This is a genomic window from Chloroflexota bacterium (assembly GCA_034717495.1).
Classification (GTDB): Bacteria; Chloroflexota; Anaerolineae; order JAAEKA01; family JAAEKA01; genus JAYELL01.
In genome coordinates this window covers 21,063-35,353 of sequence record JAYELL010000053.1, presented here as the reverse complement: position 1 = coordinate 35,353, position 14,291 = coordinate 21,063, and the positions used below count along the sequence as shown (strand labels likewise).

Annotated in this window: 11 protein-coding genes; 2 read left to right on the top strand and 9 right to left on the bottom strand. The window is 59.4% G+C overall.

Features of this window, described 5'->3' with window-relative positions:
• Positions 1–15: 15 nt before the first annotated feature.
• Positions 16–414 (bottom strand): hypothetical protein, encoded by a 399-nt coding sequence (locus U9R25_10345; GenBank protein ID MEA3336299.1) that lies wholly within the window; start codon positions 412–414, stop codon positions 16–18.
• Positions 415–443: 29 nt separating this feature from the next.
• On the opposite strand from U9R25_10345, the gene U9R25_10340 reads away from it, so the two are divergent.
• On the top strand, positions 444–656 hold the full coding sequence (locus U9R25_10340) for a hypothetical protein (protein MEA3336298.1): 213 nt from the start codon (positions 444–446) through the stop codon (positions 654–656).
• Between the two features lie 135 nt (positions 657–791).
• Here the strand turns inward: U9R25_10340 and U9R25_10335 are convergent, their stop codons facing one another.
• Entirely contained in the window at positions 792–1,502 is a 711-nt protein-coding gene (locus U9R25_10335; protein ID MEA3336297.1) for a CDP-alcohol phosphatidyltransferase family protein, read from the bottom strand.
• A gap of 344 nt (positions 1,503–1,846) precedes the next feature.
• On the opposite strand from U9R25_10335, the gene U9R25_10330 reads away from it, so the two are divergent.
• Complete coding sequence (locus U9R25_10330) at positions 1,847–2,296, top strand: hypothetical protein (protein MEA3336296.1); 450 nt, start codon at positions 1,847–1,849, stop codon at positions 2,294–2,296.
• Positions 2,297–2,717: 421 nt separating this feature from the next.
• Here the strand turns inward: U9R25_10330 and U9R25_10325 are convergent, their stop codons facing one another.
• The 7 genes from U9R25_10325 to U9R25_10295 all read right to left on the bottom strand — a co-directional run bounded on the left by U9R25_10325 (position 2,718) and on the right by U9R25_10295 (position 13,688).
• Entirely contained in the window at positions 2,718–4,334 is a 1,617-nt protein-coding gene (locus tag U9R25_10325; GenBank protein MEA3336295.1) for a mercuric reductase, read from the bottom strand.
• Between the two features lie 99 nt (positions 4,335–4,433).
• On the bottom strand, positions 4,434–6,107 hold the full coding sequence (locus U9R25_10320; protein ID MEA3336294.1) for an NAD(P)/FAD-dependent oxidoreductase: 1,674 nt from the start codon (positions 6,105–6,107) through the stop codon (positions 4,434–4,436).
• Entirely contained in the window at positions 6,104–7,738 is a 1,635-nt protein-coding gene (locus U9R25_10315) for a glutamate synthase-related protein (GenBank protein ID MEA3336293.1), read from the bottom strand. Before U9R25_10315 ends, U9R25_10320 begins: the two co-directional genes overlap by 4 nt.
• Before the next feature lie 97 nt (positions 7,739–7,835).
• Entirely contained in the window at positions 7,836–9,224 is a 1,389-nt protein-coding gene (locus U9R25_10310; GenBank protein ID MEA3336292.1) for a mercuric reductase, read from the bottom strand.
• Positions 9,225–9,278: 54 nt separating this feature from the next.
• Positions 9,279–10,139 (bottom strand): sulfite exporter TauE/SafE family protein, encoded by an 861-nt coding sequence (locus tag U9R25_10305; GenBank protein MEA3336291.1) that lies wholly within the window; start codon positions 10,137–10,139, stop codon positions 9,279–9,281.
• 64 nt (positions 10,140–10,203) lie between these two features.
• Entirely contained in the window at positions 10,204–12,915 is a 2,712-nt protein-coding gene (locus U9R25_10300; GenBank protein MEA3336290.1) for a glucosidase, read from the bottom strand.
• Positions 12,912–13,688, bottom strand: coding sequence for a TVP38/TMEM64 family protein (locus U9R25_10295; GenBank protein MEA3336289.1), 777 nt, complete (start codon positions 13,686–13,688; stop codon positions 12,912–12,914). The genes U9R25_10300 and U9R25_10295 overlap by 4 nt, the downstream gene beginning before the upstream one ends.
• Positions 13,689–14,291: the final 603 nt, after the last annotated feature.

The window sequence follows — 14,291 nt, the reverse complement described above, 5'->3', positions numbered from 1 at the left end:
TAAGTGGGCAGCATTTTACCATAAACAGGCGCTGACGCCAATCGCGGGAAAACTACTGAGAGAGGAGAAGAAGACCACAAAGGCCGAAGCGAACGCCCTGTTTATTCCTTCACCGCGCCGGCCAGTCCGCGCACGAAGTAGCCCTGGAAGAGGATAAAGGATCACGCCAGCACGGGTATTGAGCAGGCCTAAACCCTTGATCAGCACGAATTGGGGAATGATGATCGACGCAATGGGAATGAACAGGGTTCCAACGATCAGACCATATAGCAGTTTCCTGCCGGGAAAGTCGTAACGCGCCAGCACATAACCGCAGGTGGAAGATTTGATCAACTCGATGATGGTCGTCGCCACAGCGTACAGCACGGTATTGCCGAAATAGATGTTGAAATTAGCTTTGGTCCAGGCGCGCACGAAATTGTCTCCGCGATGGAGTCCTGGCTTTGCGCCGCGATGGGACCATACCAGCCCACGGCTGCGTTGTGCACCAGAAGGTTGATCTGATCGATCCCCCGGGCGTCCAGGAAGCTTTGCATCGTCTCGGCAGCTCCAGGCCGGGCAAGATCAACCTGGCAATAGGCGCCGGTCGCCAGGAGAGCGGCGGGCGATGCCTGTTGCGGGCGTCGGCCAACGCCCAGGACACGGTTCCCCGCTGAGGCGTAATGCTCCGCCAGGGCGCGGCCAATGCCGTCGGTGACGCCGGTGATCAAAACAGCAGGTTCCATCATCTCAGGTGGTTTGGACTTAGCGTCCATAGCTCCTCCACAAGAGTGCCTGGATCAGAAGTTTTTCTATACATCGACAACTGCGGCTGTGTGTTCGTCCCAGGCATGGCCAAATGGGCCGTGTACTGCCGTCTCCTTCCTGGTCTCTGCGACCTGGCGGGCCAGCGGGCCAGGCAGGTTTTTATTCGCCCACCACACGCGCTGTAGCGTGCCAAGCACTACCAGCGCAGCCATTGCCAGGAAAAGCCATAGCAACGCGCCCGGCCAGATGAAGAACGCGCAATAGAAGAGGATCGTCTCCGCGCCGCCTACCAGGCCAGCCGGCATTGTCACCGTAGTTAGCTCACCACGGGTGTTCGCCCCCAGATTGCGCTTTTCCAGTATCGCCGATAGATACATCCATGATGCCAGGTTGACGTAGAAGCTGCCCAATAGAAACGCCAGGCTGATGCCGAGTTCGAGCGTTGGGTTGCCCAGAAACAGGCCGATTGGCACGGCGGCGTATACCACGGAGTCGGTCACCATGTCCAGGTAGCCGCCGAAGTCGCTCTGCTGATTGCGAAGGCGGGCTACCAAACCATCCATTCCATCCAGAATTCTGCTGACCAGCCACAGAAAGAGGGCCCACAGATACATTTGTCCGGCGGCGAGACCCGCGGCTGCCAGGCCCACCACCATTGCCATCACCGTGATGGTGTTGGGAGAGATGTGGCCCATCAAGCCCACAAACGGCCTGAGCAATTGGTCTTTGTAAGCGCGTAACTTGTCATCCAGCATTGACATACTCCCTTTTTGTCTTTGATCAGGCCGGGGAGCCCCCAATCATAAGGCAGATGCTCCTCGTCCCCACAGCCTCAGACAACCGGAGGGCAGTGAATCTTACTGGCAATCGATGCAATTGCCTGGCCACGGTCGGGCGATTGCCGACGCGGCTTCGCCATCCATGCACTCCAGTGAGGCCAATCGCCAGACCCGGCGTCACGAACGTTGCGCCCAGCCCCTGGGAAAATTCATTCAGTTCGGGGGTAAGAAAACGTCGCGACAGGTCGTCAAGTACACTGGGCGGGTAAACAAGCCCGTTTAGAAATCACTCGCATTTTCGCATTTAAGGAGAAAGAATCATGACTACTACAGTAAGCAACGCAAACACAGAAAGTCGTTCACTGGTTTCCTCTATTATCGCCGGCGCTATCGCTGGCCTCGGCGGCGGTCTCGTCTTTGGCATGATGATGGCCATGATGGGGATGCTTCCAATGGTAGCAATGCTCGTCAAGTCGCAAAGCCCCATCGTCGGCTTCATCGTCCATATGGCCATCAGCGCCGGCATTGGCGGCGTCTACGGCCTGGTGGCCAGCCGCTTGCCCCAGACAACCGGCACGGCGATCGTAGCCGGCGCGATCAACGGCGTGATCTGGTGGGTGCTGGGTGCGCTCATTCTAATGCCCTTGATGCTGGGAATGGGCGATATGGTCCTGAAAATCGGCAGCGATCAGTGGCTGAGCCTGATGGGCCACATGATCTTTGGCGTTGTCACAGGTCTGCTGTTCATCCCACTGAGCAAACGATTCTAGACACAGCTGTTCAGGCGGAAAAGCCCTTGACCACGTCTTCGCGGTCAGGGGCTTTTTCATTCCCGGGAATGCCGGGATTGTCAGCCTGGTACAGCCGGGCGTAGGTTAACCAGGGTTCGATCAATCGTCATGCCGACGCAAAGCGCGCCGAAGCATCTCCAGCGGTCAAACAGGTCGAGATTCTTCGGCGCAGACGCCTCAGAATGACAAAGTCTCGTTGTAGTACTAAAGTGATTCCTGATAGAGACCAGGAGTTTGTCAGCGCCATCGCCACCCGATGGATGCCCGTGTGGCCGGCTTTAAACCCCTGGTTTCAAAGTAGCATTACTTTAAGTACGATTTCAAATGTTCTCAGGCTTCTGGCGCGTGCCAATCGCCTGTGAGGCGAGGGAACATACCCAATGATCTTGTGAAACTATACTTAGCGTCGCGCCCACGACAGCCAGGTCGTGAACAGGCGCTTTACCGAGGGTGTCAGGCGCGTGCGGTTATAGCCATCGGCTATTTTTTTGATGGCTTCTGATTGCGTCGGGTACGGATGGATGACGGTGGACAACGTCTTCAAACCGAGACCTGCCACCATGGCCAGCGTGATCTCGTTGAGCATCTCGCCGGCTTCACCGGCCACAATGGTAGCGCCCAGGATCTGATCGGTCCCCTTCTTGACCAGGACCTTGACAAAACCGTCAGTCTCGCCGTCGGTGCGGGCACGGTCGACCTCGCTCAAGGATCTGAAGAAGGTGTCAAACTCGATGCCCGCTGCTTCGGCGTCGTGCTCGCACATCCCTACGTGCGCCACCTCGGGGTCGGTGTAGGTGGTCCACGGCACGACCAGGTTGCTTAGCTTCTTCCGGGGGCCCGGAAAGAGCGCATTCTGCAACACGATGCGGGAGGTCGCATCGGCCATGTGTGTGAAATGGTATTTTATGGCCACGTCGCCGGCCGCGTAGATGTGCGGGTTGGTGGTGCTCAGGCCATCGTCCACTGTTACCCCCTGCTCGCTGTACGCCACGTTGGCCGCTTCAAGATCGAGGCCCTCGATGTTGGGCACGCGGCCGATGGAGACCAGGATGGCATCCACTTCCAGCTGACCGGACTGCCCTTCCAGTTCGTAGTGCAGCGTTTTGCCGCCCTCTGATGCCGTAACCTCCTGAAGCGCCGCGCCGCGGATGAACTGCACGCCATCACGGACGAACGCTCGTTCCAAAATCGCCGCTGCATCGCGATCTTCTCTGGGCAGGAAGTGATTGTCCTTGACGAACAACGTCACCTGCGTGCCGAAGCGGGCGAAGGTCTGCGCCATCTCCGCGCCGATGGGACCGCCGCCGATCACCGCCATCCGCCGCGGCTGCTCGGTCAGCTGAAAGAGAGTCTCGTTGGTCAGATAGCCGGCCTCGGCCAGGCCAGGCAACGGGAGCTCACGCGCCCGTCCGCCCGTGGCGATCAGCGCCTTGGCGAAGCGCAGCGTCTGCCGTTCCTGGCCGTCGAAGACCTCGACAGTATCCGGGGCGGTGAAGCGGGCCTCGCCCAGAAAGACCTCGACACCGTCCCGTACGAGCCGGTCCATGGAGTCGTCGTGGCTGATGTCAGCGCGCAGAGCACGCATCCGCGCCATGATCGCGCCGAAATCGACCTGAACGCCGTCCGGAACGATAATGCCCAACTCGGCTGCCTTGCGCAGCTCGCCGATCACCCTGGCCGAGCGGATGAGGCTCTTGGAGGGCACGCAGCCCCAGTTGAGGCAGTCGCCGCCCAGTAGATGGCGCTCAATCAAGGCTGCCTTGCCACCCAATCCAGCCGTGCCCAGGGCACCGATCAACCCGGCCGTGCCTCCGCCGATGACGACCAGGTTGTAGCGACCGTCGACCCTGGGATTCTGCCAGTCCGCCGGATGCACGTTGGCAACCAGCTTGCGATTGTACTCATCCATGGGCAGCACTTCTACCCCGGGGCCAGGGAAAGCCCCGGCCAGAGTCGTGTCAGCCAGACCATCGCTTGCTGCGACGGTCTGCTCAGCAACGATTGTATTGTAAGACATTTTTTTCTCCTGATAGGTTGTTAGTACGACTTCTATGAATGGTTATTTTGCCACTATCTGCCAGGAACGCCTCACCCCCTCCTGGTGATCCGTCGTGTATTATCGTTGAACAGGCCCCGATAGCCCAGGCGTCGCATAGACCACCTGCTCGCGCAGATAAAGCTGAGCCAGGTCGACGACAGAGCCAGAGCCGAAGAAGTGTTCCCGATAGCGCCCTTGCCCAAGAAAGCCTTCACCCGGTTTGAGCAGGCTCAACCGCAGTTTCCTGACCGGCAAGTGATTTTCGCCGGCCAGGAGCTGATTAAATGCCTCGGGCATGAAATCGATGGCGGCGAACAGGTCGCGAATCTGGACAACGGCGCGCGCAACAGCGGCGTCATCGTCGATGTCCACAGCCTCCACGATGGAGTCGATCTCCTCCGCCAGTTGGTCGAACGCCTCATAGCCGCCGCCCACCAGGTGCAGCCCCTGGATCTCATCGATATATGCCTGGCGGCTGCCGGCGCGCAGCCGGGCGCTGGTCAGTTTGAGATACTCCAGATAGGCACCCAGCAGCCACAGCACCGCGTAGACATTCCACAGTTCGATGTTGCCCCACGACTTGAACGAGTTGGCCACCAGGCGATCGGCAGCGCTCACGTAAGCCAGGGTCAACTTCTCCAGCGGCTGGAAGCGCGCCGCTGAGTAGTCGCCCTCCTGGTGGGCCTCCAGCAGCAAGTGGGCTAACATCGCGGTGCTCATGAACGAAATGTAGAGGCCTTTAGAATAGAGGGGATCGACAAAGCCTGCCGCGTGGCCCAGCAAAGCAAAGCGATCGCCGACGACTTGCCTGGCCGTATACTGGATGCGACCTGTCCGCGTCCAGCCGCGTACCGCTTTGGCCTGGTCGAATTGGGCACGCAGGCTGGGATAACGGTCGACAAACGCCTGGAACTCCTGCTCGGGGCTGAGATCGGGCCGCGGCGGGTGAAAGCGCGAATCCAGCAACAGGCCGACGCTGCACAGCGGATTGGTTGCGCTGGCGTGGTTATTGAAGGGGATCACCCACAGCCAGCCGCCCTCGAAAATCTGATGCAGCGTCCCCTCGGAGAACCGGAAGGGAATACCATAGTCCTTGGTCGATGCCCGCACGTCGTTGAAGCAGGGCACATCCACCATGTGGGTGAAAATGGCCCGGGAGTCGCTGAGCATGTCCCTGTCGCGCAGGTCGAGGCGCTCGGCCAGGATCGAGCGGAAGCCGGCGGCGTCCACCACGTACTCGGCGTCGAAGTTACCCCGATCGGTGATGACGACAACCCCGTCCGGAGCTATGGTGATGTCCTGCACCTTGGTGGCCTGCAGCACCTGCGCGCCGCAGGAGATCGCCACTGTGGTCAGATAGCAATCGCTGTCCTGGCGGTAAACGTGTAGTTCGTGCCCATAGGGAGCCTTGGGGATCACCGCTTGCAGAACGTGTTTCGGGTCTTGTTGCTGGCCTTCGCTGTGATGGACAAAGCTGAAATGGCGCTTTACGCCATGGGAACCACCGATGTAGGCGAAGTAATTTTCGGAGCTGAGGTAAGCCGCCTCAGGCACCCCAAACAGCTCGGCGATCGCGCGCAGCATCTCCGAGGTCTCCAGGATCATCGACTCGCCGATGGCGAACTTGGGATGGACCCCAGCCTCGAAAATGATGACTTTCAGCCCATTGCGGGCCAGGATGGCACCCAGCAGCGAGCCGTTGATGCCCGAGCCGACAATCGCTACGTCGTACGTTGTGTTCGCCTGGTTCATGACCGTACCCCCGCGTACCGAATGCCGGCCAGTTCAGCCATCTCTCGCTTCCAGGTCGTCAAGTCATCACGATTGAATTGGTTCAGGTGTGAATGCCCGCAGGCGCGAGCAAGGACTTGCATCAACTCAACGGTTGCTGTCAGGAAGTTGGCAAGCTGGACAGCCGATTTGCGGATCTCCAATCGTTTTCGTAAAGGCTCTTTCTGCGTGGCGATGCCGACCGGGCAATTGTTGGTATGGCAGGCGCGCATGGCCAGACAGCCGATGGCCTGCATGGCCGAATTGGAGATGGCGACGCCATCTGCGCCGAGCGCCAACGCCTTCACGAAATCGGATTCAGTGCGCAATCCGCCGGTGATGATGAGTGTAACCTGGTCGCTGACGCCCCGTTTGTCCAGATGTCGGCGGGCGCGGGCCAGTGCAGGAATGGTCGGAACTGAGATGTTGTCACGGAAGATCAGAGGGGCGGCGCCGGTCCCCCCACCCCGGCCATCCAGGATGATATAATCGACGCCGATGGCAAGGGCAGCGTCGATGTCATCTTCGATATGCTGGGCGGAAAGCTTAAAACCGATGGGAATGCCGCCAGTGACATCTCTGACCTGAGCCGCCACATTCCGGAAATCAGCAATGGTTTTGAGATCAGGAAAAGTGGCCGGGCTGATGGCGGGGGAACCGGGTTCCAGCTCCCGCACTTCGGCAATCCTTCCCACGACCTTGTGACCGGGAAGATGCCCTCCCGTACCTGTTTTTGCCCCTTGCCCGCCTTTAAAATGAAAGGCCTGCACGCGCCGCACTTTGTCCAACTGCCAGCCAAAGCGCCCAGACGCCAACTCATAGAAGTAGCGGTTATTGGCCTGCTGCTCCTCCGGCAACATCCCACCCTCACCCGAACAGATACCTGTCCCGACCATCTCAGCCCCCATGGCCAGAGAGATTTTCGCCTCTTCGCTGAGCGCGCCAAAACTCATATCGCTGACGAAGATCGGAATCTGCAAGCACAGCGGCTTGCGCGCTGCCGGGCCGATGACAAGATCGGTTCCGACCGGTTCATCATCCAGCAGCGGGCGTTTGGCCAGTTGAGCCGTCAGTATTTGGATATCGTCCCAACGCGGCAGCTCGACCAAAGGCACACCCATCGCCGAGACTTTGCCATGATGGCCATCCTTTTTCAGGCCATGTTTGGCAAGCCGCTGGATAGTGGCCGTGTACGGCTCCTCGGCCGCGCCATGCACATCGGCATAAAGGCCGAGATAATCCTGTCGCTGGTAAGGCAGAGGATGGGCGCGATGCCAGCGCTCAATTTCCGCTTCATCCACCAGAACCGCATCCTGTTCTGCGTCCACCCAGGCGCCGAATCCAGGCAGGGCTTCTTCATTGTTGTAGGCGCTGACGCCCGTGTCGTATCGATAATCCCAATTGTGCAAGCCGCAGATCAGATCATCGCCTTGAATGTGGCCGTCGGACAGTAACGCGCCGCGGTGCAGGCAACGGCCATAGAGCACCGACACCTGATCGTCGTGGCGAATGACCACCAGGTCCACGTTGGCTACGAGCGCATAAGCTGGCTGACGATCCGCCAACTCGCTCCACACGGCCACTTGCGCTGCTCGGGGTTGCTCGTTATGCATCATGCTCCTTGTTTTCCTCGTGTTGCGTGCATGGAACTGGTAGACCGGGAAACTGGGGAGATAACGCCTTGGTCAACCAGTCTACCAATCTACCAGTCTACTGCTCTATTAACGCGAGCGGCTTCAAATCGTCCAAAATCCACGGCATCAATTCGGCCACGGTGGGGTGCGTGAGGACGGCCTTGCGAAAGAGCTTGTACGATTGTTTGGTATACATGAACGGCGTAAACATGTTGATGACTTCATCGCCGCCTACGCCGAGAATGGCCGCACCCAGGAACTCCTCCGTATCCGCATCCACCAGTATCTTGACCAGACCCGCTGTCTCATCCTTCTCCCTGGCCCTGGCAATATGTTTCATGGGCCGGGTTGCCATCAGCACGTTGAGGCCACTGGCCCGCGCTTCCTTTTCAGACATGCCAACCCGTCCTAACGGTGGGTCAATAAACAGTGCATACGTGGGGATCCTTTCAGACAGAATGCGGTCATCGTCGCCGCTGAAATAGTCCCAGAAGATCTCGCCGTCGTTGACCGAGGTGTGGGTGAAAGCCCCCTCGCCGTTGATATCGCCTACGGCGAAGATGTGCGGCACGCTCGTCTGCATCACGTCATTCACGCGAATGTAGCCACGGGCAGTGACCTCGACACCGGCCGCTTCCAGATTGAGGCGGTCGCTGTTCGGGGTTCGGCCTACGGCCAGCAGGAGATGCGTGCCCCGCACCTGCTTGGTTTCGCCCTCCTGCTCGAAGGAAATATCGATCTGCTGGGGAGCCACCTGCGCCAACCTCTTGACGTCGGCGTTGAGGCGGATCGTGATCCCCTCACCTTCGAGAATCTCCTTGACCAGGGCAGCGATGTCAGCATCTTCCCGGAACATGAGCTGCGCGCCATGTCCCAGCACAGTCACCTCACTCCCCAGACGGCGGAAGGCCTGGGCAAATTCCAGGCTGATATAGCTGCCGCCGACGATGACGAGATGTTGGGGCAATTCCTTCAAATCCAGCAAGCGGGCGTTATCCAGCCAATTCACATCATCGATGCCATCGATCGGCACCATGCGGGGACGAGCGCCGGCATTGATGATGATCGTTTCCCCCTCGATCAGTTCATCACCAACACGCACCGTGTGCGAATCGACGAACGTCGCGTAATCGGCATAAATATCGACGTTATCCATGCCCCGCAGCCACTTTTCCATCCCTTGACTGGCGCCGTTGCGCATGTTGTTTTGGCGTTCCATCACTTTGGCGAAGTCGATGCTGATATCGCCGGTCTTCACCCCGAAATCGGGGCCGCGACGAGCCATGTGCGCCGCACGGGCGCTGGCGACAATCGTCTTGGTGGGGGTACAGCCGTAGTTGACACAACTGCCGCCAAAACGGCCGCCTTCGGCAATGGCCACCGTCTTGCCTGCTTCAACCAGCCGCGGCACAATCGTGCCTGTTGCCTGGCCCGTTCCAATCCAAATCACATCATATTTTTTCATTATCTTCTCCTTGAATTTGTTGAGTTTTCATTGTACCGCGTCGCATAGCGTTACTTACAGGATGGCTTCGCCTAAGGTCAAGACGGCCACTAAAATGAAGAGTACGCCCAAAGCCCGCTCCAGGGTGTGCTGTGAAATGCGGCGAGCGACACGCGATCCCGCCTGGGCGCCGATGATCACGCCGGGAACGGTGAAGATGACGATACTCAGCACGAGAGCCATTACTTCCGAGTCGGCCTGCAAAAACTGAGCCAGGTGACCCGTTGCCGCGGCAAGGGCCGTGAAGGCCACCACGAAAACGCTCGTGGCAACCGATACGGCGCTGGGAACACGACAACGTTGCAACAGGAAATAACCGTTGAGCTCGCCAAGTCCAGTAGAGATCATGCCTACGAAAAGTCCGCCCACGCCGGAAATCAATCGTCCTTCATTCTTGTTGCAGACGGTGTAGCAAATTTGTTCTCCATCAGAGGTGACCAGGCATGTCTCTGCCTTGTCGCCGCCGTATTCATCTTCGATGACATCATCCATGATGACCACATCGCGATGATCGGGAGCGCGCAGAAAGCTGAGCGCTATGGCGAAGAGTCCAACCCCCAGAATCACCTTCAGTATCTCCGAGTCAACATAGCCGGCCACCCAGGTGCCGATGAGAGCCAGGGGGATGGTGACAACCAGCAAGCTCAGGCCCAGCCTGTAATCGATAAGGCGTTTTTTTACGTAGGCGTACAGGCCACTGATAAAACCAAACACCTCGGTGATCAACCCCACGCCAATGGCCACCTCTGCCGGCAGGCCTAAACCAAGGATAAAGATCGGCGTGAAGAAGGTTGCTCCGCCGACGCCTGAGGCCATAGCGATAGTAGCCACCAGTATGGCGACCGGGAACAGATACCAATACTGTAATGTCATCATCTCCCAGTTCATGTCTGCAAATGCCTCGCCCCTACCACACAAAGCGTCAGAGCATCCCAACGGTTTATGTCGATATGTCCTGCATCAACTTCGCCACCAGGGCAGTCCAGCCGGTCTGATGGCTGGCGCCCACACCGGCCCCGCTGTCGCCGTGGAAGTACTCGTAGAATAACACGTGATCCCGCCAGTTCGGATCGGCCTGAAAGAGCGCCTCGTCGCCGAAGACGGGCCGGCGACCGCTGGTGCTCTCATCTCGTAAGAAGAGGCGCGCCAGCCGGCGGCACAGTTCGTCGGCTGCTTCATTCAGGGTAACCTGTTGACCCGAACCGGTGGGCAACTCGACCATGAGCGTATCGCCGTAGTGGTGTCCATGCCTGCGCAGCGCCTCGACCATCAGATAGTTCAACGGGAACCAGATCGGGCCGCGCCAGTTGGAGTTGCCCCCGAACAAGCCGCTGTCCGATTCGGCCGGCTGGTAGTCCACCCGATAGCTCTGCCCATTCACGCGTAGCTCGTAGGGATGTTCGGCGTACTCGCGGGAGAGCGAACGCAGGCCGTAATCGGACAGGAACTCACCGGAGTCGAAAACCCGGTCCAAGATACGCGCCAGCTTATCGCGATCCAGGATGGCAAGCTGGTAGTGATCGTGAACACCCTTTTCAGTGAGAGAGGCGACGTTGGCGATCAAACCCGGGCGGTAGCGTAGAAACCACTCCAGGCGACGGCGAAAGCGCGGCAGACGCTCCAGAATCTCGGGCTCCAGCGTCTCCACTGCCAGCAGCGGCAGCAGGCCCACGAAGGAGCGCACCTTGACCTGGGTGAATCTGCCGTCGGGCATGTGCAGTACGTTGTAGAAAAAGCCGTCTTCCTCATCCCACAAGCTGACATCGGCATCACCCAGGTTGTAGAAAGCATCGGCGATGTAGATAAAGTGCTCGAAGAACTTGGTTGCTACGTCCTCGTAGGCGGGCCGGGTGCGCGCCAACTCCAGGCTGATGGCCAGCATGTTGAGGCTGAACATCGCCATCCAGGCTGTACCATCGGTCTGCTCGATATGGCCGCCGGTGGGCAGAGGGGCGCTGCGGTCGAACAGGCCGATGTTGTCCAGGCCCAGAAAGCCACCCTGGAATACGTTGCGGTCGTCGGCGTCCACCCGGTTGACCCACCAGGTGAAGTTGAGCAGCAGCTTGTGAAAGACCCGCTCCAGAAAATCGGCGTCCCCCTCGCCGCGCTGCTCGCGGTCGATCCGATAGACTTGCAGCGCTGCCCAGGCGTGCACCGGCGGGTTCACGTCGCTGAAATTCCATTCATAGCCAGGGATCTGCCCGTTGGGGTGCATGTACCACTCGCGCAGCAACAGGAGGAGTTGCCGCTTGGCCCATTCGGAGTCGATCATGGCGATGGGAACCGCGTGAAACGCCAGATCCCAGGCCGCGAACCAGGGGTACTCCCATTTATCGGGCATGGACAGCACGTCCAGTGCGTAGAGATGGCGCCACCCGGTGTTGCGACCATCAAGGCGCCCGGCAGGCGGCTGCGCCTGGCCGGGGTCGCCATCCATCCAGCGCTCCACGCTGTAGTGGTAGAACTGCTTGCTCCAGGTGATGCCGGCCAAAGCCTGACGCTGCACCAGGCGCTCGTCCTCGCTCAAGCCTGGGGACGCAATGACCGCGTAGAATTCATCCGCCTCGGCGATGCGCCGGGCAAAGATGGCGTCGAAGTCAGCGAAGGGCACCTCGGCGGGGGTGTCGGTGAAACGCACATGCACCATGAACGTCTCACCCGGCGGTACCACGGCCTGGAAGTGAGCCGCCACCTTTGAGCCGCGTTGTTCAGGATTGACCCGATCCAGGTGGCCATGTACCACGGCATCGTTGATTCCGTCCTTGACATACGCTGTGGCACTGGCATGGCCAAACAGGCGTTCGGCGTTGGTCTCGTTCTCGGTGAACAGTAGCAGCGGCGCCTCTGTGCCCGCAGCCCGCTCCGTTGACGCCGCGGGGTGCTGCGCAAAGGGATCGCCCCGGCGGGCGTACCACCAGCGCGGCCCCAGGTGCGGGGCCTCCACCTGCGCTGCATTTTGCGCCACGGCGCGCAACTCCGGCCGTGGCTTACCCTGGCGCCATGTCCAGGTGTTGCGGAACCACAGGTGGGGCAGGATGTGGATCGGAGCCGGATGCGGCCCGCGGTTGACGGCGGTGATGCGGCACAGGATATCCTCTTGGCCCGCTTTGGCGTACTCGATGAAGATGTCGAAATAGCGCCCTTGCTCAAACACCTCCCGCAGCGCGTCGATCAACTCAAACTCCGGCTCATGTTTGCCCCGCCGCCGGTTCTCTTCCACCAGCCGCCCGTAGGGGTACTCGACCTGCGGGTACTTGTAAAGCATCTTCTGGTAGGTGTGGGTGGGCGTGCCATCCAGGTAAAAGTAGTATTCCTTGACATCCTCGCCGTGGTTGCCCTCGTTACCGGTCACACCGAACAGGCGCTCCTTGAGAATCGGATCGTGTTCGTTCCACAGCGCCACGGCCAGCACCAGGTTCTGGAAGCGGTTGCTGAAGCCGCCCAGGCCATCCTCGTTCCAGCGGTAGGCGCGGCTGCGGGCGTGATCGTGGGGAAAGTACTGCCAGACCCTGCCACCCGGGCTATAGTCCTCTCGCACCGTGCCCCAGGCACGGTCGCTGACGTAGGGACCCCAGTGCTTCCAATCGGCCTGCCGCGCCTCCGAATCGGCCAGGCGCTGGTGTTCGGCAGTTTGTTTTTTTTGGCTGTTCATGAGACCCCTTCAGATGTCAAAGGTTCGCGGCGGGCCTCGCGGCGCTTGAACCAGCGCGACAGGCCAATACTAACGACGAACATCGCTGCCGCCACTGCCAGGGACCCGGGGTTCAGGCGCGGCAGTTCACCCGTGAACCCGCCCTCGATGGCTGCGCCGAACATGACAAAGGAAATCGTCCCCGGGATACTGCCCAGGGCCGTCGCCAGCAGAAAGCCTTTCCATTCAACCCGCAGGAAGCCGGAGAAGTAACTCACCAGGTCATAGGGCAGGAACAGGAAGCGCAGAATCAGCACAGTTTCGAAGCTGTTCTGGCGCATGCGCTCGGTATATTGTTGCAGAGCACCACTGCCCGATGACCGGTCCACGATGCCAGCGCCAAAGAAGCGTCCAATGAAATAGGCCACCATGGCTGAAAGGTTGCTGGCTACGATCACGATGGCTATCCCGTAGAATGGCCCGTACAGATAGCCGGCGGCCAGCGTCAGCAGCGTGGCCGGAAAGAACAGCACGGGCCGCAGCATATACAGCAGCACGTAGACAAGCACACCCAGCGGGTTGCCCGCCAGAAACTCGACCAGCCGTTGCACCGTCTGCAACGGCGTGAGGCCACTGACGCGCACATAGTACCAGTACGCGCCGAGTAACGCCAGCCAGATCACCAGCCCGAGCAGCTTCGGCCACGCCCGTTGGAGACTGCCCAACCAGCGTCGTTCGGAGATATCCGCGCTTATCGTCGTCGTCTCTATCTCTGGGCTTGAAGGGATCGCCAATTGTCACCTCGCATCGGGATAAGAAACTGTTTGAAAAGTCTTGTCCATGGGCTTGTCGGGTCTTCAAAGTGTGCTTCGCGGCATCAGGCTGGTTTCCAGGCCTGAATTGCAGCTTTCGAGCGGCCTGGGGATATCTTCGACCCCTTTTCAAACAGCTACTAAGCGCCGTTTGGGGACCGAACGCCTGGCCTGCATCACGCACCAAAAACCCTGACGCATGACAGGGAGAGATTCTTACCTGATCGCCTTGATTCGCGACATTGTTTTTCCTTCCTGACCTGGACAAGCCAGAGGAACACGAGCCTCGACTGTGTTTCTGGCAGTACCTAATGATCCCGTAAACTGTGGCGTTGACTGAGTTGGAGGAAAAAACCGCAAGTATCTGCATGAGAAGATCGCCGGGCAAAGCTGCCTGGCCTCAGAACCGAGGGAAGGGTCAGCAGGTAAGACCCCGGCGCCAGGTTACGTCCAGGGGAGTGAACAAGTGACGTAGTAAGGCTGGCCCCATGCCTTGGGCGACAAAGAGGCGTTGCTGGCCACTCGACGTCACGTTATCCGCTTCTATACAGGGAGAGGTTGGCGCTGACAGGCTCAACTTCCTAT